This is a genomic window from Vibrio sp. Isolate24 (assembly GCF_022398215.1).
Classification (GTDB): Bacteria; Pseudomonadota; Gammaproteobacteria; order Enterobacterales; family Vibrionaceae; genus Vibrio; species Vibrio coralliilyticus_A.
The window spans coordinates 768,081-792,268 of the sequence record NZ_JAKEUU010000001.1 but is presented as its reverse complement, the minus strand read 5'-3'; the positions used below and the strand labels follow the sequence as shown (position 1 = coordinate 792,268).

Here is a 24,188-nt window from a genome sequence, read left to right as displayed (position 1 = left end):
TGTCTGTCACCGTTTATGGGCGCTCTCCGGCTGCTAATCGGCGCTCGACATCTTTAATCACGTCTGGTAACTCAGAAATCGTATCGATGAGGTAATGAGGGGCGCTTTTGATGAGTTTTGCTTTGGCCTTCTCACGTGCTTGATTCAACGTATCTTCATCTGCAGATTGATATTCTTCGAAAGTTAACCCGGCTTCATTACCGGATAGTAGCAATCCAACAGTCCACATACCCGCATTGTGCCCTTCGTCAATTCCTGGGGCAGCGTCATCAACTTTGATGCATGCCTTAACATCCGTCACACTGAGTTCGATAACATTTTTTAGTGCCATGTAGGGGGCAGGGCGACCACCTTGAGGAAGGTCATCCGTTGCTACGACATAGTCTGGTTTGTAGCCATAGTCGGCTGCGACAGGAATAAGCACATCCATGACTTCACGAGGATAACCTGAACAGGATCCAATTTTGATACCTTGAGCTTTTAGATTATCGACCACTTCAATGGCATTGAGAATTGGTTCTGCGTGGTCGGCCACTTTGGCTTTTTGCAGCGGCATAAAGGCTGCGTAAATACGGTCAATATCGTCACTGTTCATTGAACGACCAAATTGTTCGTTCCAGCGTTTATCGACAGATGGCAGCTGGCCTACCGCTTGGATGTGATCCCATTTACCCAGTCCCATCGGCTCTCGGGCTTCTGCAAGGTTTATGTCGAAATCGAAACCTTGTTTGAAGGCTTCAACGAAAATACTGGTTGGAGCAAATGAACCAAAATCTACTATGGTCCCAGCCCAGTCAAAGATAACGGCTTGGATTGGTGAATTAGTCATAATTGATACCTTGTTATCAATAGTTGTATTCATTACACACATTAGCGATTGCTTCTTCAAAGATCGCTAGTGCTTCGGTCAGTTGTTGGCGTGAAATGATCAGTGGAGGACTCAACTGAATCACATTACCTTGGGAGACTTTAAAGCTCAGCCCATTGTTGAGGCATTGGTAAAGTACTGACTCTGCTTCATCGTACGCTCGCTGTTTTGTTTGTTTATCGGTAACGAGCTCTATTCCCCAGAGCAGGCCAATGCCACGAATGTCTCCAATTACTGGGTATTTCTCTTTCATTTCCAGCAATTTTTTACGTACAAATTTGCTATCGTCTTTTACTTTTTCCAGCAAACCTTCTTGCTTAATAGCTTCCATGGTCGCGAGAGCGGCGGCGCAACCTATTGGACTCTTCTCATGGGTGTAATGACCCATAGAGATCTGCTCAGCGGTGTTGTATTTGTCTTTGGTGACCATAGCTGCAATTGGAACCAGGCCTCCGCCAAAGCCTTTACCAATACATAAAATGTCCGGTTCTATATCGTAAGCTTGATAAGTAAACCATTCACCGCTACGCCCCATACCATTAGGAATATCGTCGATGATCAACATGACATTGTGTTTGTCACAAATCTCACGTACACGTTTCCAATAGGCTTTGCTCGGGACTTGAACATCGGTGTTTCGTACTGCCTCAGCAATAAATGCACCAATACCGCCTTCTTTCTCGATGACATACTCTAGATAATCGGCGTAGTGAACATCATCAGAGGTATTGGGAAATGCCCCCCGATAAGAAACGGCAGGTGGAATGCGTTCTACACCAGCCATTAAAGGCCCCATACCTTCTCGGAAGCAAGCTTCGCCTCCAACGGAAATGGCATCAAGCGAGGCTCCATGAAACGAGTCCCAAAGTGATACCACCTTGAAGTTTCCCGTGACATGGCGAGCTAATTTGAGTGCCATTCCTATGGCCGAAGTGCCACCGGGGGCAAAGAGCACTCGATTTAGCTCTCCGCCACAGATTTGAGTGAGCTTTTCTGCACATTTGATGGCCGTTTCATTGGTGAATCGACGAGGAGAAAATGGCAAGCTTGCTATTTGCTCCGTGACTTTTTTAATGATATGAGGGTGGCCGTAACCTAACTGGTGGACATTGTTACCATGGAAATCCATGTATTTCTTGCCCGTTGCGTCTTGCAGATAAATGCCTTCAGCACTTTCAAGCGCGTCTAAACAAGGGGTCGACATTGCCTGATGCACGAACACATCACTATCGCGTTGAAGTAAGCTTTGCGTTTGCTCATCTTTCAAAGAAGCGCTCCAAGCTTGTCGTGCAGAGGTGGTGTTCACGTCCCCTTCGCTACGAAAGTGAGTGGGTTTGACTGATTGACTCATGGCATTAAGCTACCGTTGCTGTTTCTTGCCAGTACATGGCGTTTTTTATCGCCCCAATCAGGCGTTCAATGTCTTGTGGGTAGACTTCGCCGATGTTGCCAATTCGGAAACAATCTGCATCCGATACTTTACCTGGATAGATCACAAACCCTTGTTCTTTAAGGCGTTCATAAAAGGTCTTAAACTGATAATCTTCGTGGGTGGGTGAATAGAAGGAAGTAATGATTGGAGAGTGAAGCTCGTCGTTGAGCAAAGGCTCAAAACCAAGGGAACGCATACCAGCGACCAGCGTGGTCTGATTGGTGTGGTAGCGCAGGTACCTCGCTTCGATACCGCCTTCTTGTTCCAGCTCTAGCAGAGCTTGGTAGAAAGCACGCACAGTATGAGTTGGTGACGTGAAACGCCATTTACCGTGATTCTTTTCCATGCAGTGCCACTGGTCATAGAGGTCTAAGCTAAGAGAACGTGCACGACCCTGACATTTTTCCAACTCTTCCTTCTTAGCGATGACAAAGCCAAAACCAGGTACGCCTTGAATGCATTTATTGGCTGAGCTGATCATGAAGTCGATACCCATGTCACCAATATCCATTGGGATACCCCCGAAACTCGACATTGCATCTAGGATGACGACTTTGCCATATTGTTTCGCGAGTTTAGTCAGGGGTTGAATTGGGTTAAGCATGCCGGTTGTCGTTTCACAATGAACGACAGCAACGTGTGTGATATCGGGATCCGTTGCCAATGCCGTTTCCACCTCGTTCAAGTTTGGCTGTGATGTTTCGCCAGGGGAAACGACATGGCAATGGATGTCCAAACATTGTGCGATTTGGGCGATTCGAGCACCATATGCGCCATTATCGATGACCAGCAACTTGCCTTTTTTGCTAATAACGCTGCCTATTGTTGCTTCGACAGACGCCGTGCCACTGCCTTGCATCAATACGCTTGTATAGCCGCTGTGATGAGTGGCTAACTTCACCAGTTGCGCTCGAATCACTTCGACGATATCTCTGTTGTAATCATCATCCCAAGTACACCAGTCTTTGAGCATGGCTTGACGAACAGTAGCAGAAGTTGATAGAGGTCCAGGAGTAAGTAGTAGGTATTCGTTATTCATCCTAATATCCATTTTGTTTTTTTTGGTATACACCAGAATTTAAGCTTACTCTAGCAAGCGAGGAAACGATGAGTAAATAGACAAAAACTGAAATTCATAAAACTTTCATATCGAAAATATTAGGTCCGTGATGAAGGAGGATTTTTTGAACAGGTTTATAAAAAGTGCCATTTTTTATTCATAGAATCGTCACAAAGCCAATTTAGGGTGTATGTCATTAACTGGTACAGACCAATGTATTTTGCCCAAAGGGAAGTGAATTGGTCTCAAACGATAGAGTCTTAACTGGAGAAAATGATGAAGAACCGTTTGATGAAAGGATCGCTGGCTGCGCTTGTCTCTGTTCTAGCGACTAATGTGATGGCCGCTGAGGAAGTGACGGTTTATACCGCTTTTGAAACTGACATTCTTGCAAAATATAAATCGGCATTTGAAAAAGAAAACCCAGACATCACAATTAAGTGGGTCCGTGACTCTACGGGTATAATGACAGCAAAACTCCTTGCTGAAAAAAACAACCCGCGTGCGGAAGTCGTATGGGGCCTTGCGGGCTCTTCAATGGCATTGCTGAAAGAGCAAGGCTTGCTTAAGCCATATACACCAAAAGGTGCTGAGTCTCTACATGCCAACCTCAACGACCCGCAGTCGAATCAAGCTTGGTTCGGTAATGACGCATATTTCAATGCGGTTTGTTTCAATGAAGCTGTGGCAAAACAGTTGAACCTACCTAAACCATCGTCATGGGAAGATCTGACGGATCCGGTTTACAAAGGCCATATTGCAATGCCAAACCCAGCGTCATCTGGTACTGGATATATGCAGGTGTCAGCGTGGCTTCAAAGCATGGGTGAGGACCAGGGCTGGAATTACATGAAAGCACTGGATAAAAATATTGCTCATTACACGCATTCAGGCTCTAAACCTTGTGTTCAAGCAGGTATGGGAGAAGTGGCGATTGGTATCTCAATGGCAAGTCGCGGCGCTAAGCTGAAAACTCAAGGTGCGCCACTTGCGGTGATTACGCCTAAAGGTATTGGTTGGGAATCAGAAGCGGTTGGTTTGGTAAAAGAGTCTGACGCAGCGAAACGTGTGGTTGACTGGTCCATTTCTAAGAGTGCTAATGAACTGTACGTAGAAATGTACCCAGTGGTTGGTCATAAAGAAGTGAAAGCAACAGTGTCCAACTTCCCGAATGTACAAGAAAATATGGCGGAGATGGATTTTGCGCAAATGGGTAGCAAGCGAGCTGATATCTTGGCTACTTGGTCTGCGAAATTTGACGCAAAGTCTGAGCCAAAATCGTAATCAGTGATACACAATTTGGTTAATCCATAGGGAGAACTTAGGTTCTCCCTTTTGTTTTCTAATCAGCTAGAGGTATTTTTATCAATATTGGTGTGAGCAGATAAAGAGTTACACAAGAGGCTGGTATCCAATAGCACTAGCGGTGTTGGATATATGAATCTCTTATTCATTTTTTTGTCATCTTTGCTCTATAAATTTGTAATGTGCCTGAAATAAACCAGATTTAAAGTTGGTATATACCATTTGGAGTGTGTGTTATGCCAACTAACCAACCTTATCTACAGATTGAAAATGTTGTGAAGCAATTCGGACAGTTCACAGCACTAAAACAAATTTCGCTATCCATTGAAAAAGGTGAGTTTGTTTGTTTCCTTGGGCCATCCGGTTGTGGAAAAACGACCTTACTAAGAGCCATTGCTGGTCTCGATTTACCGACTTCTGGCTCCATATCTCAACATGGTGAGGAGACGACTTTTCTCCCCCCAGAGAAGCGCGACTTTGGTATCGTTTTCCAATCCTATGCCTTATTCCCCAATTTAACCGTCCAAGAAAATATTGCCATTGGTTTGAAGAATCAGGGGATGACGAATCAGGAAGCCTTAGAAAAGGTGGATTGCTGGCTTGATATGATAGGGCTAGCAACATCAGGACAGAAGTACCCAAACCAACTTTCTGGAGGGCAGCAGCAGCGTGTTGCGCTTGCTCGTGCATTGGCTTTATCTCCAGGATTGTTGCTTCTTGATGAACCTTTATCAGCTTTGGATGCTAAGGTTCGAGTGCACCTTCGCGATGAGATTTGCAAGCTCCAACGTAAGCTGGGAATTACCACGATTATGGTGACCCATGATCAGGATGAGGCGCTAACCATGGCTGATCGTATTGTTGTTATGAATCACGGTGTTATTGAACAAGTTGGCACGCCACAAGAGATCTATCAACAGCCAGCCACCAGATTTGTCGCGGAGTTTGTTGGTAGCATGAACTTTATCAACGCTTCCGTTGCAACTGACAGCCAGCTTAGAATTGCAGAGTCATTGATTGAAGCGCCGATATTGGAAAATCGCGATTTGGTTCGTGGTGATCACTTTGATTTAGCTATCCGTCCAGAGAATATTCGCTTCTCAGATGAGGTTAAAAATGCGTTGCCGGTGCGTATTCGTACCTATGAATTTCTAGGGGCTTTCTGGCGATATGAGTGTGAGTTGCAGCATGACAAACATGCACAGCCCATCTTTATTGATGTGTCTGGGGAGCAAGCGCAAAACATGAAACTTCGAATTGGTGATATTCGCTACATTCAATTTGCTGAGCATGGGGCAAGAGCCTACCCAGTGATGAGCCCTACGGGTGATAAAGCGATTGCGGCTTAGGGATAGATTAATGGAAAGTAACACAATGAATAGCCCGACGATGAATGCCCTTAAAGCTCGGCCCGCTGGCCTGTTAAAACGAGTAAGCCGCGACAATATCGTCTTATTTGGTTTACTTGCTTTTCTTTTCACACTATTGGTGCTCTTTATCGTCATGCCCTTGTGGGCAATGCTGGAAAAAAGCGTTCAAGGTGCGGAAGGGGAGTTTGTTGGTTTAGCCAATTTTGCTAATTATTTTTCCCAAGCAAGTTTGTGGCAGTCTTTGGGTAATACGTTCACAGTCGGCATTCTGGTGACTGGCGTTGTCGGGGTATTGGCATTTGGCTATGCCTATGCGTTGACACGCTCCTGTATGCCATTTAAAGCCATGTTTCATGTGTTGGGGGCGGCGCCGATTCTTGCTCCGTCGTTATTACCTGCAATTAGTTTGATCTTCTTGTTTGGTAATCAAGGTATTGCCAAAGAAATCCTCGGTGGGCACTCGGTTTATGGTTTGATTGGTATCTCTCTAGGCTTGATCTTCTGGACGTTTCCTCATGCGCTGATGATATTAACCACCTCACTCAGAACGTCTGACGCGCGTCTTTATGAAGCCGCGCGGGCGCTTAAAACATCGCCACTGAAAACTTTTTTTGTGGTGACATTACCTGCTGCCAAATATGGTTTGATAAGCACGCTTATCGTTGTATTTACTTTGGTGGTTTGCGATTTCGGTGTGCCGAAAGTCATTGGAGGGAGTTACAACGTCCTTGCGACTGATATTTTTAAGCAAGTGGTAGGACAGCAGAACTTTTCGATGGGGGCGGTGACCAGCATCTTGTTGTTGATCCCTGCTTTATTAGCGTTTGTTGCTGACCGTTGGGTACAGAAGAAGCAAAAGAGTTTGTTTGATACTCGCTCCGTGCCTTATCAGCCAGAGCCAAACACTTTGCGCGATGGCGCTTGTTTTGTTTATTGCTCAGTCATTTCATTAGCAGTGCTTGCCGTGCTTGGTATGGCGGTGTATGGATCATTGGTTACCTTCTGGCCATGGAATAAAGCATTGACGTTAAATAACTATAATTTTGCCGAGATGAGTACTTACGGCTGGCAACCTTATTTTAATTCATTGTCTTTGGCTACATGGGCTGCGATCATTGGTACTGCACTGATTTTTGTCGGAGCTTACTGCATCGAAAAAGGGCGAGCGTTTGCACCTATTCGGCAGGCAATGCAAATGTTAAGTGTGGTGCCTATGGCGGTTCCTGGTATGGTGCTCGGCTTGGGTTACATATTCTATTTTAATGACGCCAACAATCCTTTGAGTTTCCTTTACGGTACGATGGCATTTTTGGTGATTAATACGGTTGTGCATTACTACACGGTTGGGCATATGACTGCCTTGACGGCACTAAAGCAAATCCCTGCAGAGATTGAAGCCACGGCGGCCTCGGTGAAGCTGCCTCAGTACAAATTGTTCTTCAAAGTGACTTTGCCAGTGTGTGTTCCTGCAACGTTAGATATCGCTACCTATCTGTTTATTAATGCATTAACGACCACTTCTGCGGTAGTATTCATTTATTCAACTGAAACCATTCCTGCTTCAGTATCTGTACTAAATATGGATGATGCTGGGCAAACAGGCGCAGCTGCTGCGATGGCAGTCATGATTATGATTTCTGCTGCTGTGGCAAAATTGGTGCACATGACGTTAGGGAAATGGTTGGAAAATAGAACGCAAGCGTGGCGCAGAAGGTAAGGACAACGAGTGCAGTACGTAAAAATTAAAGATTCCATTGTTGAACAAATAGAATCAGGTCTTTTGTCACCTAGACAAAAATTACCCGCAGAGCGCAAGTTAGCAGAATCCTTTGATACAACCCGTGTGACTTTACGCGAGGCGCTGTCACTACTGGAATCAGAAGGTCGTATTTACCGAGAAGATCGTCGAGGTTGGTTTATATCTCCAGAGCCACTTAGATACGATCCGACGCAAACACTGAACTTTACTAATATGGCCTTATCACAGAAGCGAACACCTCTGACGGAGCTGGTTGCCGCCAAAGGCATATTGGCTAATAAGCAGGCAGCGAGTTTACTTGGGCTTCAGCCTTTTTCCGATGTATACAAGGTAGATAGAGTGCGTTACTTAGAAGGTCGCCCAGTCGTGTTTGTGACTAACTACATTCGCCCTGAATGGTTTCCGAACCTACTCGATTTTGACTTGTCTCAGTCACTCACGGATATTTATCGTGATCACTTTGGCATGGTGTATCAAAAGATCAGATACCGAATCAGTACCAGCAGTTTGCTTGGCGATACCGCACAAGCATTGAGAGCGACCTCAGGTACGCCTGCAATGGTGGTTGAGCGTATTAACTACAACCAGCATGGAGAGCTTATTGATTGTGACATTGAATACTGGCGTCATGATGCTATCAGTATTGAATCCCTTGCTGAACTAAACCGTTAACCTGCTCTTTACTATGGATGGGCTTCCGACAGGAAGCCTTTTTTCACAAGGATTTTCTATGTCACTTTGGGCCATCACACTGGTCGTGATCTCCGCTTTCCTTCACGCTGGTTGGAATCTGCTTAGTAAAAGCAACAAGGCTTCAGGGCCCGCATTTTTTCTCGCCAGTAGTTCAGCCGCCGCAATACTACTGACTCCTTATGTGATTTGGTATCTTAACCAAGTTGATATGACTTTCTTTCCGACGACGTTTTGGCTAATCCTGATTGTCAGCGGTATTGCGCAGATGATTTATCTGCTGGGACTTGGTTTTGCTTACAAGCAGGCGGATATCGGCGTGATTTATCCTATCGCACGAGCACTGCCTGTTTTGATGGTTGGATTAGTAACCGTTGTATTGGGCTATGAGCTGAGCATCAACAGCTGGATTGGCTTTACGTTGATCACTCTTGGCTGTTTATTTGTGCCTTTAGAGTCATTTAGTCAGTTCAATATTAGAGATTATCTCAACGTGGGGGTTCTATGGGCATTGATTGCCGCTTTTGGAACTACAGGTTATTCCATTCTTGATAAAGAAGCCTTGCTGCTTTTAGCCAGTACATTTCAAAACGTGGTTAGTGACAGAAGTTCTGCTATTTTCTATCTTGGTATACAGTTTTGGTCTATTGCGCTTTGCATTACCCTCTATTTGCTTATTGCACGAAGGGGTGACGATTTTAAACAGGCCTGGGCGATTAAAAAGCCTTCAGCATTAGCTGGCACAATGATGTCAACAACTTATGGGTTAGTGTTATATGCCATGACAATGACAGAAAATGTCAGTTATGTTGTTGCCTTGCGTCAACTGAGTATTGTGTTTGGTATGGTTTTTGGGATCATTTGGCTATCAGAAAAATTCTTAATGACCCGACTGATAGGAACAATATTGATTTTAGTTGGATTGGTTTTGACGGTAGCCTAATTGCGCTAATCAACATGCTTTGTATTGTTCTCTTTACGACGAAAATCGATGAGAGTTAAACCTCTAGTCTGCAGCGAGTAAAAGCCCCAATGATTTCCTCGCTGGGGCATTTTATATGTATTTCTGGGTTATTAGCTTTCCACTTCCACCATTGTGGGTTGCTCGTCAGCATGCGCCGCATCGAGAATCTTGCGAATAATGAATGAAGAGACTAGTGCGATGACGACCATTAAGACAGCTAATACAGTCAGCAGTTGGAAGTAATCACCGTAAACCGTTTGAACAATCTCTTGGGTCAGTTCTTGGCCTTTTTCGAGCGCTATAGAAGTAGAGAAAACCGCACCAACAATTCCACTCAGTGCTATTGCGACGGAAAACAAAGACACCGAGAAGCCTTCAATATGTTTAGGAGCCACCGATAGAATAAAGGCAACGACTAAGCTACCGACGATGACTTCTGCAAACGCTTGGAAGAAGTGAATTGCCAGGAAGATTTCAGGGCGGATCACTACGTCTTCACCGATATTCATTACCGCCATCGTTAAGATACCAAAGGCAATAGCAGTGAAGATAAAGGCAAAACCAATCTTTGTCGCGGTAGAGAAGTTAATCCCTTTTTTCTCGAGTGAAGAGAATGTCATGGCAATCACCGGGCCTGCGACGATACACCAAAGCGGGTTCATTGCCATTGAGGCTTCAGGGGCAATAGGGATGATATTGAACAAATCACCACGCATCGTATTGATGGTGACCATCGTCATCGATGTCATCATCTGGCCATAGTAAACAAAGAAGCAGGTTGTCAGCACTGTCATGATCAGAATCGTGCCCATTTTCAGTGCGTCCGACTTGCCAGACTTAATCATGAGAGTAATGAAGTACAGAATCGCGGCTGCGCCAATGGCGTAAACGATGTTTTTACCGATAGCCATGTTCGAGAACATGAAAAACACCAAGCCAACCATCGCGGCAGATAACGCAAAGAAAGAGAGCCAATTTTTTATGCTGACAGGGGTCTGGTCAATATCGGCACCCACGCCAACTAATTGTTTGTTGAAGATAACTAAGATGATAAAAGCAAAGCCAGCCATTACTGCTGAGAGCATAAAGCTACCGTGGAAACCTATCGCTAACACAAACATAGGGAATAGATATTGACCGAGCAGAGCGCCTACATTGTTAACAGAATAGTTGACTGGGTAGCCGTTTTCGAAGTCTTCTTCTGTTGAAAAAGTGCGCTTGTAAAGACTGGGATAAGAAGGAGACATCAACCCACGGGCATAGCTAGCCAAGGCAATACCGATTAAGCTCATCGGAACATTGGTGGTGGAAGCACCTAAAACGAGCAAGGCGTATCCTATTGCGAATGTACCGTAAGCAATGGTCAACGAACGATAGGCGCCGAGGAATTTATCCGCTATGAACCCACCCGCAATGGCGAAAAGTGGGCCAATAGAAGAGAAAGCCCCGACAACCATCATGGTGTCGGCTTCACTGTACCCTAAATCTTCTAAGAAGAATCGGGTCAGGATAACCATCACACCGTAGAATGATAAGCCAAACATTGCTTGGCAGAACATCATTGATTTATTGAGTTTATTCCACATAATAGTCTCGCATAATTGTGTGATATAGAATTAATGTCTGATAATTATATCATTTGTGGTTTGTTATAAATTGAAACAATTATCGCAGAAAACATAATCCATGCACGATTTTTTCTAAATTTCGCATAACTTTTTATAATGAAATTGATCTAAAACGTTTGCGTTGGATAAGCACGATTTGCAAGCCTTTTGTCAGGAGTCTGCAATTTCATTTTTGCGTACTAACCTTTGTGTTAGCCTGTTTATAAAGTTGTTTTTATTGATAAGGAAAGTAACTCAATGAAGATCTTCAGCAATTTCGAAAGTGGTAGTATTGAAGTCGTCAACGCGGATAATAAAGACGCAATTCAGCTTAAGATTCCTAATGATAATCAGTCTGAGTTTTATCAGTGGTTCCATTTTCGTTTGGAAACCGAAGCAGAGCAGTCACACTCGATTCAGATTGTTGACCTGAAAAACTCCGCTTATCCAGAAGGTTGGAAAGACTATGATGTTGTTGCGTCGTATGACCGAGAAGAGTGGTTTCGTATTCCAGCAGAATTTGATGGTGATACGCTGAGCTTTACGCTGATTCCGGAGCACGGATCTGTCTATTTTGCCTACTTTGCACCTTATAGCTACGATCGCCATCAAGATTTACTGCATGCTGCCCAAAGTGCCCATCACTGCAAATTAGAAACATTAGGTCATACTCTTGATGGTAATGATATGAGTTTGCTGACTTTTGGTGAGCCTAGTGATGGTAAGAAAAAGATATGGGTGATTGCGAGGCAGCACCCAGGTGAAACCATGGCTGAATGGTTTATGGAGGGTATGATCCAACGCCTTATTGATGACGAAGATACGGCAGCGCGTGCTTTGCTGGAAAAAGCGGTGCTGTACGTTGTGCCAAATATGAACCCTGATGGTAGTATTCGCGGGCATTTACGCTGCAATGCGGTGGGTGTAAACCTGAATCGTGAATGGCAATCTCCAAGTATGGAGAAGAGCCCTGAAGTCCTTCTTGTAAGAGATAAGATGCTTGAAATTGGCGTGGATATGTTCCTTGATATACACGGTGATGAAGCTATTCCTTACAACTTTGTTGCTGGTTCAGAGGGCATCCCTTCTTATGACGAGCGACTGGCTTCACTGGAAGTTGCATTTAAACAGGCGCTACACACAGTGACACCTGAGTTCCAAGATGAGTTTGGTTATGACAAAGATGAACCAGGCAAGGCTAATCTAACAGTCGGCTCTAACTGGGTAGCGGAGCAATTTAAGTGCTTGTCTTACACTGTTGAAATGCCGTTTAAGGACAACAATGATTATCCAGATCCACTTTATGGCTGGTCGCCGGAAAGAAGTGTGAAATTCGGTGAGGACACCTTGTCCGCTATTCTGGCGGTGTCAGATAAAATATAACCAGAGTGAGCCCAAGTACAAGAAGCGCAGCATAGCCTGCGCTTTTTTCATTGCGTTAGTTATGTTGACGCTAAGCGTCAGATATCCTCGCTATGTACATCAAACGGATCCGATTACATTTTGAATATCGAAAACAACAGGTATTCAATCATGTCACAACATCCCTCATTTTGGTTTAAGCAAGCTTTGGAGCGAGAACAGCCGCTGAATACCACTACCTTAATGGATGATATTCAAGTGGATGTTGCTATTGTTGGTGGTGGTTATACAGGCCTTTGGACGGCCATCATGCTTAAAGAGCAGCAGCCTAAATTATCTATTGCAGTGATTGACAAAGGTCTGTGCGGTAGTGGAGCTTCAGGCGCGAATGGCGGCTGTATGTTGACTTGGTCAACGAAATTCCCAACGATGAAGCGGTTGTTTGGGGAGGATGAAGCTAAAAGGTTGGTCAAAGAATCCGAAGCAGCGATATATGAGATTGAAGCGTTTTGCCATCAACATCATATTGATGCCGAGCTTCGTCGTCATGGTGCTTACTACACGGCAACCAATACTGCTCAAAAAGACTCGATGAGTCCCATAGTGGAAGAGTTGAGCCGATTAAATATCAATAGCTGGCAGTCATGTTGTCCTGAAGATATTGCGAGATTAGCGGGCTCACATCGACACTTGGAAGGCTTCTATTCACCTGCTGCTGGCAGTGTGCAACCAGCTTTATTGGTAAGGGGGCTAAGGCGAGTCGCGATAGAAAAGGGGGTCCAAGTCTTTGAAAATACACCCATGAAAGTACTTAATTTTGGTCATCCAGCCCTGATAGAGACGCCTAATGGGACTATCACAGCAGATAAAGTGGTATTAGGGCTTAATGCTTGGATGGTTAAGCACTTTAAACAGTTGAAACGCAGTATTGTCGTGGTTTCCTCTGACATGGTCATTACGGACCCTATCGAATCGCAACTTAACGAATGTGGAATTGACAGAGGGGCTGCGGTGGTCGATTCACGTATTTTCGTCCATTACTATCGTGATACCCAAGAAGGGAGGTTGATGCTAGGCAAGGGGGGGAATCGTTTTTCTTATGCCAATCAAGTGGATAAGATGTTCAATCAACCAACTCGATATTTGCCTTTATTGACACGATCATTCGCTCGGTTATTTCCTCAGTTCAAAGGGGTTAAGTTCGCGTATAACTGGACGGGGGGATCTGATCGGTCTGTGACAGGTTTACCTTTCTTTGGTCGATTAGAAGGTCAAGCAAACATCTTCTACGGTTTTGGCTATTCCGGTAACGGTGTTGCTCAAACTCGGATAGGAGGAAAAATTTTATCTTCGCTTGTACTTGGAGAAAACAATGATTGGACACGAAGTGGTTTAGCGCAAGGACCACTCGGTCTGTTCCCTTCGGAACCTATTCGTTGGATAGGTGCAATGTTAGTCAGAAATGCAGTGAGACGAAAAGAAGAAGCGGAAGATAACGAGCAATCGCCAATGTTCTGGGATAAATGGCTATCAAAGCTTGCTGGTGCCGCCGGTAAAGCAGACAAGGTGAAGTAATATCTCTGTCACACAGAATTGCCATGCTTATCGCTTTGACATTAACTTGCCAATCTATGCGTTTTATACCTCCTCTTAATGCTTTAAAAGCTTTTGAATCCGCTGCCCGACTACAAAGTTTGACCAAGGCGGCGGATGAACTCAATGTCACTCGTGCCGCAGTGAGTCAACACGTTAAACAGCTTGAAAGCTATCTAGAGGCTACTTTATTTGAACGTAGAGGGTCGAAGCTCCAACTGACTGAAGACGCGCAGTATTACTTACCTTTGCTGACTCAAATGTTTGAGTCACTCTCTGTTGGAACAGAGCAGCTGTTTCAACGGAAAAAGCGTCATAGGTTGAACTTGAGTATTGCGCAAAGTTTTTGCTTTCAGTGGTTAATCCCCCGCCTTGAAGACTTTCGCCGTGACCACCCGAATGTCGAACTAAAGATATCTACTTCGTCAAATGCTTATCCCAATGGCAGTAAAGTTGCGGATATTGAAATCATTAATGGCCCGAAGCCCATGGGTGAGGGAAATGTCATTGCTTTAACAGAAGAAAACTGGGTACTGGTTGCAGCACCAAGATTGGTGGTATCCAACTCCATACAGACACTAGATGAGATAGCGAATAGTGAGAAGATAGCCACTACGGGTTATCAGGAAAACTGGCAGTACTGGTTTGATTATCATCATTTCACAGGTCGTATTGTGGAGCCTGCAATACAATTTGATCATTCGCTTCTCTCAATTGAAGCGGCAGTATCAGGGCTAGGTATTTTGCTGGTCAAAGAGCTACTAGTAGAGGAGCATCTTATTCAGGGCAGTTTAGTGAGAATCAGTGATAAAATAGTGCCCAGTCGAGATGGGCACTATTTACTTCAACACGACCCGAGTAATCCGCTTGCTACCCAATTTTCCAATTGGATAACAAGCAGCTTGGATTATTCACAGGGTGGAGCCATATGAATGACCGCCAGCCCGCCAAGAGATGTTTCACGGTATTTTTTATTCATGTCTTTACCTGTTTGATACATAGTTGCGATAACTTTATCTAGAGAAATAAGACATTTGCTGGTTCTTTTTAGTGCCATTCGTGAGGCATTGATGGCCTTCATCGCCCCCATTGCATTACGTTCGATACATGGCACTTGAACAAGCCCACCAATGGGATCACAAGTCATGCCTAACGAATGCTCCATTGCAATCTCAGCTGCGATACAGATCTGTTCGTTACTGCCACCTCTGAGTGCGGTTAAGCCAGCTGCGGCCATTGATGACGAAACACCGACTTCGCCCTGACAGCCTACTTCAGCGCCAGATATCGACGCATTTGTTTTGTACAAAATACCAATTGCGCCAGCGACAGCTAAAAAGTCTTTGATTTGTTTAAGGTCGAGTTCTTTAATAAAGCGATGGTAATACATGAGTACAGCGGGAATAACCCCTGCCGCGCCATTCGTTGGAGAGGTAACTACTTGGCCACCTGCCGCGTTCTCTTCACTGACAGCGAAGGCGAAGAGGTTAATCCAGTCCATGATTTCCATAGGATCGTTTTCAATCGCTTCGTTAGCTTCAAGCTTTTTCAATAAGTTAGGCGCACGTCGTGTGACATTGAGTCCACCTTCCAAAATGCCTTCAGTGTCAAAGCCACGTTGCATGCAAAGGGTCATTACTTTCCAGATCTGTTCTGCTTTACGATCGATTTCATCACTGTCAAAGAAGCAGACCTCGTTTTGTAAAATCATGCCGCCAAGGCTGAAGCCATTCTCTTCTGCCATGTTTAGCATTTCGTCAGCAGAAGTAAATGGATAGGGCACATCGACGGGCTGCTCACTGCTGCCATTTTCCAACTCGGCGGCTGTGGCAATAAACCCACCTCCGATAGAATAGTAAGTTTCAAATGCGAGCTGTGCCCCAAAGCTATCATAGGCGGTAATTGTCATGCCATTTTCATGTAACGGTAGATTGTCGCTGTGAAATATAATGTCACTCTCATAGCGGAATGCTAAGGTATGGGCGCCTGCCAGCAGCAACGATTCATTATCCAGTGTCTGTTGTAAAGCTTGCTTGGCACTGGTAATTTTTATTGTGTCAGGCCTATTACCCATAAGTCCTAAGATCACAGCACGATCCGTATGGTGACCTATGCCAGTTAAGGATAGCGAACCATACAAATCAACCTGTATCCGATCCACTTTGGATAAGGAATCACTGAGCAAGCGCGTGAAATGATAACCGGCCAGCATTGGCCCGTTGGTGTGGGAACTGGATGGCCCAACTCCGACTTTGAAAATATCGAAAATCGACAGCATAAACTAACTTCCTGTGATATGGCCTGTTGGTCAGACTCTACTTAAATATAGTTAACAAAACATTAACCTTGCTAACGCTATCTATAAAGAAGATGTTTGTACAGGACTTCGGCAAGTTAGTATTAATAATTGAGAAGTGAGTAAATAATGAACATTCGTAATGTGGTTATTGTTCTTGGTAAGCGGCTGGTGGACGACACACTAACAAAAGAAGGCCGCTCTCGTGTTGAAGCATTGCCCGCATTACTCAGTTCTCTTAACGATGACGAAACTGCCTTAGTATTTTGTGGTGGTGTAACCCCAGGACAAACCGTTTCTGAAGCTGTGGCAATGAGAGAGTATTTTAACCAAAGCGCATCTCAGATTCGTCTGAAAGAAAGCCATGTTATTTTGGAAAGTGAATCGCAAAACACAGTACAAAATATTCACAATGTCGCGCTGAAACTACAGCAAATGGGGCTGAATCGTCAGCCAATCAACATTACCTTGGTATCTAACGATTATCATTTGAAGCGTATCTTTGAAGTTCAGCAATTGATGAATGAGCAAGGGCTACTTCGCGCACTTAAACAGCGCTGCAATAGTGCGGGATTGGACATAAAGATAGATATGGATATTCGTCACCATTGTAGTGTCGAGTACCCGCACCGAGAAGGTAATGCTGAAGCATTTCTACTGGTCGATGAACTGACGACCTATCGAGTGTATTTAGAGGGGGCGACCAACAATGCTTTTCAAAGACCTCTAGAAAGAGTTCGATGTGTACCGGCGGAGTTAGCGCTTCACTCACTTTCGCAGTTAGATGCACTTAAACTTTCAGACGAGGTGCAGGAAAAGTTAACTATCTTGAAAGAGATTGTACTCAGTACAACCTCCGACGTGGATGGAGCAACATTACGTTCATCATTGGCTCGCTTTCATCATAACCTTACTTGGTTAAATAGGCATTTGGACCCAGAAATGGCCGCCATGCAGTCAACTTAGAGAATCAAGATGCAGGTGAATGATGGTTCTGGCGATAGTATTCCCATTCCTCGACTCGTTTCTCTGAGCTAAGGACACAATACGTGATACGTTGCTCGTTTTCGCTCACTGTTTCCAGCTTTCCACCTTGCTGAACGCAGTAGACTGACGCAGGGTTAGCGACAGAGGTGTAACTTTTTACCTCATATTTGTCCGGTTCAGCAGCACAACCTGCAAGTGTGATGATAGCGGTTAATATCAGACCCCAAGTGACTTCCTTCATTTTATTTTCCCATCATAATCAATTAGTGGCGCATTTAGTTTAGAAGAGTAGATAAAAAACATTGCCTTAAGTTTGTTAAAAGATCGAAGGTGTCTAAAATTAAAAATGTACTCATAGCGCCTATCTATGAAACGACTGATGAAGTAACAGTACCAGTTATTCAGATGAAGTACTTTGTGCTGTTAAAAGATAAGGATATTAAGATGTCGAAACAGAAACATCGTTTAGTGACACGAAGTGATTTTGACGGACTAGTGTGTGCCGTACTTCTTAAGCAACTTGACCTTATTGATGATATTAAGTTTGTTCATCCAAAAGACATGCAAGATGGCATTATAGATATTACCCCTCAAGATATTGTCACGAATCTTCCCTATGTTGAGCAGGCTCATCTTGTGTTTGACCATCACCTGTCAGAAATGATTCGCAATCAAGGAGAGCGATCAAATCATATTATTGACCCAGATGCCCCCTCCGCGGCTCGTGTTGTTTGGGAGTACTATGGTGGAGAAGAGACTTTTCCCTCTGACTGGCTAGCAATGATGGAGGCGGTTGATAAAGGTGATTCGGCGCAGTTTAGCCGAGATGAAGTCCTCGACTCAACGGGTTGGAATCTACTTAACTTTTTGATGGATGCTAGAACAGGTTTAGGGCGCTTTAGAAATTTCAGAATTTCAAACTACAATCTGATGATGGATTTGATTGAGTATTGTACTTCTCACTCGATAGAAGAAATCCTTGAGCATCCTGATGTCAAAGAACGTATTGATCTTTATAAAGAGCACGAGAACTTATTCAAAGAGCAGATCCAGCGTTGTGCCACAGTGTATGACAATTTAGTGTTTCTCGATCTTACTGGAGAAGAAACAATCTTCGCTGGTAATCGATTCATGATATATGCCTTATACCCTCAGTGTAATATCTCAATTCATAAAATGTGGGGATTTCAAAAACAGAATATTGTATTTGCTACGGGTAAATCGATATTTGACCGAAGCTCAAAAACGAATGTGGGTGAGCTAATGCTTAAGTATGGTGGGGGTGGACATAAGGCCGCTGGAACTTGCCAGATTGATAATGACAAAGCGGATGCTGTGCAAAAAGAGTTGATTCAAGCGATCACTTCCGATGGGTAAATTCATCCCAACCCAAAAGGAGCCCTTGATTAAATGGGGCTCCTTTTTTACGTGGTTCAGAAAGTTAAATTGGCATTACTCGGTTGCGGCCGAGCTGCTTCGCTTCATAAAGAAGTTTGTCCGCTCGCTCGATGATTGAGTGTGGCATTTCACCGGGCTGTAATTCAGCAACCCCAAAGGATGCGGTGATATTTCCTACCTGCTTGCCAGAACGACGGTCTTTCACTGATAATTTTTCGATTGAGCGCCGTAAACTCTCTGCAAATTGGCGAGCAATTCTTAGTTGTTTATTTGGCATAATCAAAGCAAATTCTTCACCGCCAAATCGGTAAGCATGAATACCATCCCGACTGCTGATCTGAAGGCGTTTGGCGATGCCTTTGATAACCGCATCGCCAAAAAGATGGCCGTAAGTATCGTTGTAATTTTTGAAGTGGTCGATATCAGTCAGAATTAAACAAATTTTTTGCTCTGAACGACAGAGGGTATCTAAATCATTATCGAAGGCACGCCGATTGTACAAACTGGTTAATCCATCAAATAGAGCATCCTGTTGGACTTCGGCTAGCTGAGTTTTTAGATTCTTTATTTCTTTGCTTGCTGTTTCAAGTTGGTTGTTAAGAAAGTTTGTTGAATGGCGAATATCTTTAGATTCCGCAACCAGTTGACGAATTACTTTCATTACTTCATCAATGGACATCGCTTCGTCATCGACTTTTTCTAGGTTCTCAAAGCTTTTATCGATTACCTGAGAAAAGTGAGAGGTATCCGCGAGAGTATCCGTCATGGAGGATGCGACTTGACCCACCAGCACTTCAATGTTCGCACGCAAGTCGTTTATGTCTGTTTCCGCTCTACTCGCAACATAATTGTTGTAGAGCATTTCACCAGCTGCGGGGGGGCATACACCGTAATTCTCGATGATGTTTTCAAGCTCACGGTTCATCTGAGGAATGGCATTTTCGACGTAGGTGTACCATAGCGCGTAGTTAGCAGGTGTTGCGGCTACGTGATTTTGCATCATGAGTGGGACAGCTTTTTTTAAATTAGCGGTTGATTTTTTAAAGTCGTCGGTCATTTGTTTATTAGCATTCTGCGTTAACTACCAATTAACTTAAGATTAGCGGATTTGTTTCTGAGATGCTTGAGTTAATGGCAATAAAATTCGAATATTTAATAGGTTTGATAAGTCGAATTCAGTGAAACTCATCAAACCTAAACTTTCAGTAGGTTAAATTTCTACTTCGATTCGCTCTGTTGGGTTTCCGGATTCAAGCTTGGCAGCACCTCTCAGCATAGCTTTGATTAAATCCCCAGCATTAAACTTTTCAAGGGCTTCATGTGCGCCGACTTGGCGTGCTCTGTCCACACAGATCTCGCTCGATAGTGAGGTGTGAAGAATGATGTAAGCGTTACTCAGTTGCTGCTCACTTTGGGTTTCAAAGGCCAACTCGTAACCGTCTAGTCCCGGCATTTCAATATCGCTCACTAATAGCTGAATAGGCTGACCACGTTCTGCTTCCTCTTTCATCAGTTCAAGTGCTTCAATGCCATTGTTTCGTATTTGATAGGAGATATTAATGCTATCAAGAGCATCAGCGAGTTGTTTTCTTGCAATAGAGGAGTCATCGACAAGCAAAATATTTAATGCTTTGAGTCGTTCACGTTCAATATCCGTCAACATTGGAATCTTTGTGGATTCGTACTGTGGGTAGATTTTCGACAGAAGCAGTTCGACATCGAGCATCTGAACGATCTGATCTTCAAAACGAGTGATACCTGTTACAAAGACATTTCGGCCTGCGGATTGGGGAGATGGTTCGATGGAGCGCCAATCACATTCAATGATTTTTTCAATTGAACGCACCATAAAGGCAACGATAGTCCTTAGGCAATCTGTCACAATCAAATAACAAGAGTCATACTCTTCCGGTTGTATAGGTCTGAAGCCAATAGCCGCAGGCATGTTAATCACTGGAATGGTTTTATCTCGAATCGTAACAGTACCAATCACATGGTGGTGCGAGTAGGGAATTTGAGTTGTCGGTTGATACGGGACAATCTCACGAACCTTTAGTGTGCCAATCGCAAAAAGTTGTTCACTTTTAGTCAGAGTGAACATCAACATGCCTTGAGACTGATTTGCTTTACTGATTGTTTTTGCCATAACGGACGTTTCTCAAATATGATACTTTATAAATGTGATGTTAACTGATCTGTGGAGCTATTCAATTAAGATAGGTCAATTAACCCAGACTCTTTGATAATTTTTATGGATATTTTCCTGAGAGATGGTGATCTTGCCGTAAATCGTTAAAATATGCCCTTATAGTTAAGCCCAATAGGTTAAGAGTTTTACATGGCAAATACAGCAGCTGCTTTACACATTTTGGTCAAGCATAAAGAACAGGCTGAAGACATTATCAAACAGCTGAAGAAAGGCGCTAAGTTTCAGACATTGGCGAAGAAGTATTCCACTTGTCCATCAGGCAAAAAAGGTGGGGATTTGGGAGAGTTTCGCCGAGGGCAAATGGTTCCGCAATTCGATAAAGTATGTTTTCAAGGTGAAACGCTCGTTCCTCATTTAGTAAAAACCAAATTCGGATGGCACGTAGTTAAGGTGCTTTATCGAACATAAAAGCACCCCGCACTTGCGGGGTGTTTTTCTTGCCGAGTTAGAGCTTAATCCAAGCGTCACTCCAAGCCGAGCCCGTTCCTGGGGCATATGCCCAAGCCGCGCCTGAACACCAACCTGAGTATGGGTAAGGTTTACACTCGTAGTTTTCTCCTACATTAGTCACGCGGTCTCCAGCTTCGTACGGAGTTCCTTCAACATATTGTGGGTACTCGCCAGGGTTACCGTCATCACTCGCTTTTACCAGAATAGATAAGCTGGCCGTATCAGAAGCCTTGCCATCTGAAACCGTGACAGAGACAGTGACATGGGTATCTTGCGTAAACTCAGGAGCGATAAAGCTTGCGTTGTCACCATTTTCAGTGAGCGTGACATCAGATGAACTCCACTGATAAGTCAGGTTGTCGCCATCAGCATCGTTGCTGCCAGAAGCATCTAATACAACGTTGTTACCAGCTTCAGCTTGTTCTGGGCCGCTAATGTCAGCAACCGGCGGTGTGTTTTCTGGTTCACTGCCAAACTCAGCTTTAATACTCATGGTGTCATAGGACGTTGCGTTTTCATCATCCATGACGGTTAGCTTGAAGCTGTAAGTCTCATTCGTTCCTGTATCTGGCACTGTCACTGTAGCGATCGCTTTATTTGGGTCGGTTATGCTCAAGTTAGGGCCAGAAACCTGTTCCCATTGATAGGAGGTAATACTCCCATCGTTGTCACGTGAACCAGACCCATCGAGTTGAACGCCTTGAGCCGTGTCAATGACGATGTCATTACCAGCATCGGCAACCGGAGGCTGATTACCTGGCTCTCCACCATCAAGGAGTCCTTGCTGCATGGCATTAAGGATATCGCCATTGTCAGCATCGATTTCCCAAGAGAACAAGCCTGCAAAGCCTTGAGATCTTACGTAGGCAGCTTTGGCTTTAACAGAACGTTCGTCATCATAGGTGATCACTTCACCAGTCGCTTCTTTGTAGAGATATGGGGCTTTTGCAGGTTCGTCGTAAAATTCTTCAACGCCCGGTTGGCCAAAGTAATTACTGGCAAGATCTTTATAGTCAATGACACCTGGTTCCCAGCTGCCAGCAATAGGGCCATTACCGACACCAGTGATAGGGTTTGCAGGATCGGACATACTATCGCGAGTAACCCCTTTCCAGCCTCGACCGTACATGGCTGCCCCCAGTACTAACTTACTTGGCGATACGCCTTGTTTAAGTAGCTCTTTAGCTGCATTATCGGTTGTGTATTCAGGGCCGTCGTCCGGCGTTAACGTTCCTTCACACTGGGCTGAAGAGACGTGAGAACCACAGTATAGTGCGGCCTGATGACCGAGGTTATTGTCCCATGCTCCATAGAAGTCATACGTCATAACGAAGAGGTAATCCATGTATTGGGTGGCATCAGGGTAATCAACGTCTTCTATTTTATCCCAGCCAGCGCCAATAGCAGAAGTTAGCTCATAGGTTCGACCTGTCTCTGCAGACAGCTCATCCAACATTTGACGAAGCTCTCTCATCAGTGCAACGTAGGCAGGACCGTCTTTTTCTGGGTCACCTAGATCTGGGTTCGCACCGGTTCCGCCTGGGTACTCCCAGTCAATGTCAACGCCATCGTAAAATTTCCATGTCAGAAGAAATTCTTTCACTGAGGCGACGAAGGTATCGCGATTCTTTTTATCGGTGAAGCCAAAGAACGGGTCGGACAATGTCCAGCCACCAATCGAAGGAAGAATTTTTAGGTCTGGGTAACGCTGCTTTAATGCCATCATCTGACCGTAAGTTCCTTTGATAGATGAATCCGCAGTACCCGGCAAGTTTGAACCAAATGCGCCCCATTGGTCATGAACCACAACTTCATAATCCTGAGAATCACCACAAGCCAGTTGCAGGGCTCTTTGCGAGTTCGGGTCGGTTAACGAATCATTAGGGCCACATATTGGAACAAATCCATATATGATATGCGTTAGATTGTCCGCTGGGATGTTATCCACCGTGAACTTTCGGTCATATTGGCTCCATTCGACAAAATAGGTCCCTACAACCGTACCATCTGGCTGTGGGGGAAAAGATTGGTTATTGCCGTCGACGTTCATTTCCAGTGGCGCCATGCCTTTGCCATCAGTATCTGTCACCGAAACAGCGTGGACAGGTGAAGTTGAGCACTCCCCGTTAGCGTCACAAATATTAACGGTCATGTCGTATTGGCCTGCTTTATCTATCTGTACTTGCGTTTCGCCTGAAAAAGCAGAGCCTGTAGGGCCATTGATCGCTTCAGAAAAGATGACCTCATCATTTATGCGAACTTGCCATTCTGTTGCTGGTGTTCCGCTGTTGTACCAAACATCCCATTCTACTGGGAAAGTTACTTGGTCATTTCTTACCACGGTCTTTTTGTAAGATTGCTGGCCTGCTTCTCCGTTAATCTCAACAAATGACTGGCTCTTCACGCTAGTCATATTCCAGTCCAAAGTTGCAGCCGATGGCGCAGCGTATACATCCATGCTAACTGTTCCTAAACTGAGTGCGATAACTGCAGACAAAGGTTTTAAAATGCCTTTTTTACTCAACTGACAATTGTATTTTATGCTCATTGCACATTTCCTTTTTATTCAACCCTATGTTGAAACCTGAAAGTAACTTCAATAAGGAACTTATTTTTCAGGCTATCCATTTTCAATTTAGAAGGTTTTTTAGAGGAGAAAAAAGGCAACTTTTCAAGATGGAACTAGAAGCAGTAATTAATATTATTTCATAAATAATTGCTGGACTTCATAAAGCTTAAATGGAAGGTTAACTTAGTGTTTTTATTCTAAAAAACCTCGGCAAAAACGTTAAAAATCGCATGCTTAAAATTAACGTTTTTATCGTCTGTGTTCTTTTG

At 44.2% G+C, this 24,188-nt stretch carries 20 protein-coding genes; 11 read left to right on the top strand and 9 right to left on the bottom strand.

The features are described from left to right. Positions 1 to 13 precede the first annotated feature (13 nt). The 3 genes from phnX to phnW are packed head-to-tail and all read right to left on the bottom strand — an operon-like array spanning position 14 to position 3,339. Positions 14 to 829: a phosphonoacetaldehyde hydrolase gene (gene phnX / locus L1D23_RS03455; protein WP_239864227.1), complete on the bottom strand. Its 816-nt coding sequence runs from the start codon at positions 827 to 829 to the stop codon at positions 14 to 16. 16 nt (positions 830 to 845) lie between these two features. Beyond that, entirely contained in the window at positions 846 to 2,219 is a 1,374-nt protein-coding gene (locus L1D23_RS03450) for an aspartate aminotransferase family protein (RefSeq protein ID WP_239864226.1), read from the bottom strand. Between the two features lie 4 nt (positions 2,220 to 2,223). Further along, positions 2,224 to 3,339, bottom strand: coding sequence for a 2-aminoethylphosphonate--pyruvate transaminase (gene phnW / locus L1D23_RS03445; protein WP_239864225.1), 1,116 nt, complete (start codon positions 3,337 to 3,339; stop codon positions 2,224 to 2,226). Between the two features lie 294 nt (positions 3,340 to 3,633). On the opposite strand from phnW, the gene L1D23_RS03440 reads away from it, so the two are divergent. The 5 genes from L1D23_RS03440 to L1D23_RS03420 all read left to right on the top strand — a co-directional run bounded on the left by L1D23_RS03440 (position 3,634) and on the right by L1D23_RS03420 (position 9,427). Then, the gene (locus L1D23_RS03440) at positions 3,634 to 4,644 is read left to right on the top strand and encodes a putative 2-aminoethylphosphonate ABC transporter substrate-binding protein (RefSeq protein ID WP_239836222.1); all 1,011 of its coding nucleotides are present in this window, start codon (positions 3,634 to 3,636) and stop codon (positions 4,642 to 4,644) included. Positions 4,645 to 4,901: 257 nt separating this feature from the next. Further along, a complete protein-coding gene (locus tag L1D23_RS03435) occupies positions 4,902 to 6,014 on the top strand; it encodes a putative 2-aminoethylphosphonate ABC transporter ATP-binding protein (RefSeq protein ID WP_239836223.1) in 1,113 nt (370 codons plus the stop codon). A gap of 10 nt (positions 6,015 to 6,024) precedes the next feature. Next, positions 6,025 to 7,752 carry a putative 2-aminoethylphosphonate ABC transporter permease subunit gene (locus L1D23_RS03430; protein ID WP_239836224.1) on the top strand — a complete coding sequence of 576 codons (1,728 nt, stop codon included), beginning with the start codon at positions 6,025 to 6,027 and terminating at the stop codon, positions 7,750 to 7,752. A gap of 9 nt (positions 7,753 to 7,761) precedes the next feature. Further along, positions 7,762 to 8,466, top strand: coding sequence for a phosphonate utilization transcriptional regulator PhnR (gene phnR / locus L1D23_RS03425; protein WP_239836225.1), 705 nt, complete (start codon positions 7,762 to 7,764; stop codon positions 8,464 to 8,466). A 58-nt stretch (positions 8,467 to 8,524) separates the two neighbouring features. Beyond that, entirely contained in the window at positions 8,525 to 9,427 is a 903-nt protein-coding gene (locus tag L1D23_RS03420) for an EamA family transporter (protein WP_239865372.1), read from the top strand. A 131-nt stretch (positions 9,428 to 9,558) separates the two neighbouring features. Here L1D23_RS03420 and L1D23_RS03415 read toward each other — a convergent pair whose 3' ends face one another. Beyond that, positions 9,559 to 11,034 (bottom strand): peptide MFS transporter, encoded by a 1,476-nt coding sequence (locus tag L1D23_RS03415; RefSeq protein ID WP_239864224.1) that lies wholly within the window; start codon positions 11,032 to 11,034, stop codon positions 9,559 to 9,561. Positions 11,035 to 11,313: 279 nt separating this feature from the next. Between L1D23_RS03415 and L1D23_RS03410 the strand changes: the two genes are divergently transcribed. The 3 genes from L1D23_RS03410 (at position 11,314) to L1D23_RS03400 (ending at position 14,942) form a co-directional block, all read left to right on the top strand. Further along, positions 11,314 to 12,438, top strand: coding sequence for a M14-type cytosolic carboxypeptidase (locus tag L1D23_RS03410; RefSeq protein WP_239864223.1), 1,125 nt, complete (start codon positions 11,314 to 11,316; stop codon positions 12,436 to 12,438). 150 nt (positions 12,439 to 12,588) lie between these two features. Beyond that, entirely contained in the window at positions 12,589 to 13,992 is a 1,404-nt protein-coding gene (locus L1D23_RS03405) for an FAD-dependent oxidoreductase (RefSeq protein WP_239864222.1), read from the top strand. A gap of 23 nt (positions 13,993 to 14,015) precedes the next feature. Beyond that, entirely contained in the window at positions 14,016 to 14,942 is a 927-nt protein-coding gene (locus tag L1D23_RS03400) for a LysR substrate-binding domain-containing protein (protein ID WP_239864219.1), read from the top strand. Here the strand turns inward: L1D23_RS03400 and L1D23_RS03395 are convergent. After that, positions 14,918 to 16,288, bottom strand: coding sequence for an L-serine ammonia-lyase (locus tag L1D23_RS03395; RefSeq protein WP_239864217.1), 1,371 nt, complete (start codon positions 16,286 to 16,288; stop codon positions 14,918 to 14,920). The two genes, L1D23_RS03400 and L1D23_RS03395, sit on opposite strands and share 25 nt — an antisense overlap. 147 nt (positions 16,289 to 16,435) lie before the next feature. Between L1D23_RS03395 and L1D23_RS03390 the strand changes: the two genes are divergently transcribed. Next, positions 16,436 to 17,272 (top strand): YdcF family protein, encoded by an 837-nt coding sequence (locus tag L1D23_RS03390; RefSeq protein WP_239864215.1) that lies wholly within the window; start codon positions 16,436 to 16,438, stop codon positions 17,270 to 17,272. 4 nt (positions 17,273 to 17,276) lie between these two features. On the opposite strand, the gene L1D23_RS03385 is transcribed toward L1D23_RS03390, so the two are convergent. Next, a complete protein-coding gene (locus L1D23_RS03385) occupies positions 17,277 to 17,534 on the bottom strand; it encodes a DUF333 domain-containing protein (protein WP_239864214.1) in 258 nt (85 codons plus the stop codon). Positions 17,535 to 17,737: 203 nt separating this feature from the next. On the opposite strand from L1D23_RS03385, the gene L1D23_RS03380 reads away from it, so the two are divergent. After that, positions 17,738 to 18,670: an exopolyphosphatase gene (locus tag L1D23_RS03380; RefSeq protein WP_239865370.1), complete on the top strand. Its 933-nt coding sequence runs from the start codon at positions 17,738 to 17,740 to the stop codon at positions 18,668 to 18,670. Positions 18,671 to 18,734: 64 nt separating this feature from the next. On the opposite strand, the gene L1D23_RS03375 is transcribed toward L1D23_RS03380, so the two are convergent. Together L1D23_RS03375 and L1D23_RS03370 are read right to left on the bottom strand one after the other, a co-directional pair. Beyond that, positions 18,735 to 19,748 carry a GGDEF domain-containing protein gene (locus L1D23_RS03375; protein WP_239864213.1) on the bottom strand — a complete coding sequence of 338 codons (1,014 nt, stop codon included), beginning with the start codon at positions 19,746 to 19,748 and terminating at the stop codon, positions 18,735 to 18,737. 153 nt (positions 19,749 to 19,901) lie between these two features. Next, positions 19,902 to 20,837, bottom strand: a complete 936-nt coding sequence (locus tag L1D23_RS03370) for a chemotaxis protein (RefSeq protein ID WP_239864212.1) — start codon at positions 20,835 to 20,837, stop codon at positions 19,902 to 19,904. A gap of 192 nt (positions 20,838 to 21,029) precedes the next feature. On the opposite strand from L1D23_RS03370, the gene ppiC reads away from it, so the two are divergent. Then, the gene (ppiC, locus tag L1D23_RS03365; RefSeq protein ID WP_239836236.1) at positions 21,030 to 21,308 is read left to right on the top strand and encodes a peptidylprolyl isomerase PpiC; all 279 of its coding nucleotides are present in this window, start codon (positions 21,030 to 21,032) and stop codon (positions 21,306 to 21,308) included. Positions 21,309 to 21,345: 37 nt separating this feature from the next. Here ppiC and L1D23_RS03360 read toward each other — a convergent pair whose 3' ends face one another. Next, positions 21,346 to 23,898, bottom strand: coding sequence for a glycosyl hydrolase family 18 protein (locus tag L1D23_RS03360; RefSeq protein ID WP_239864211.1), 2,553 nt, complete (start codon positions 23,896 to 23,898; stop codon positions 21,346 to 21,348). Positions 23,899 to 24,188: the final 290 nt, after the last annotated feature.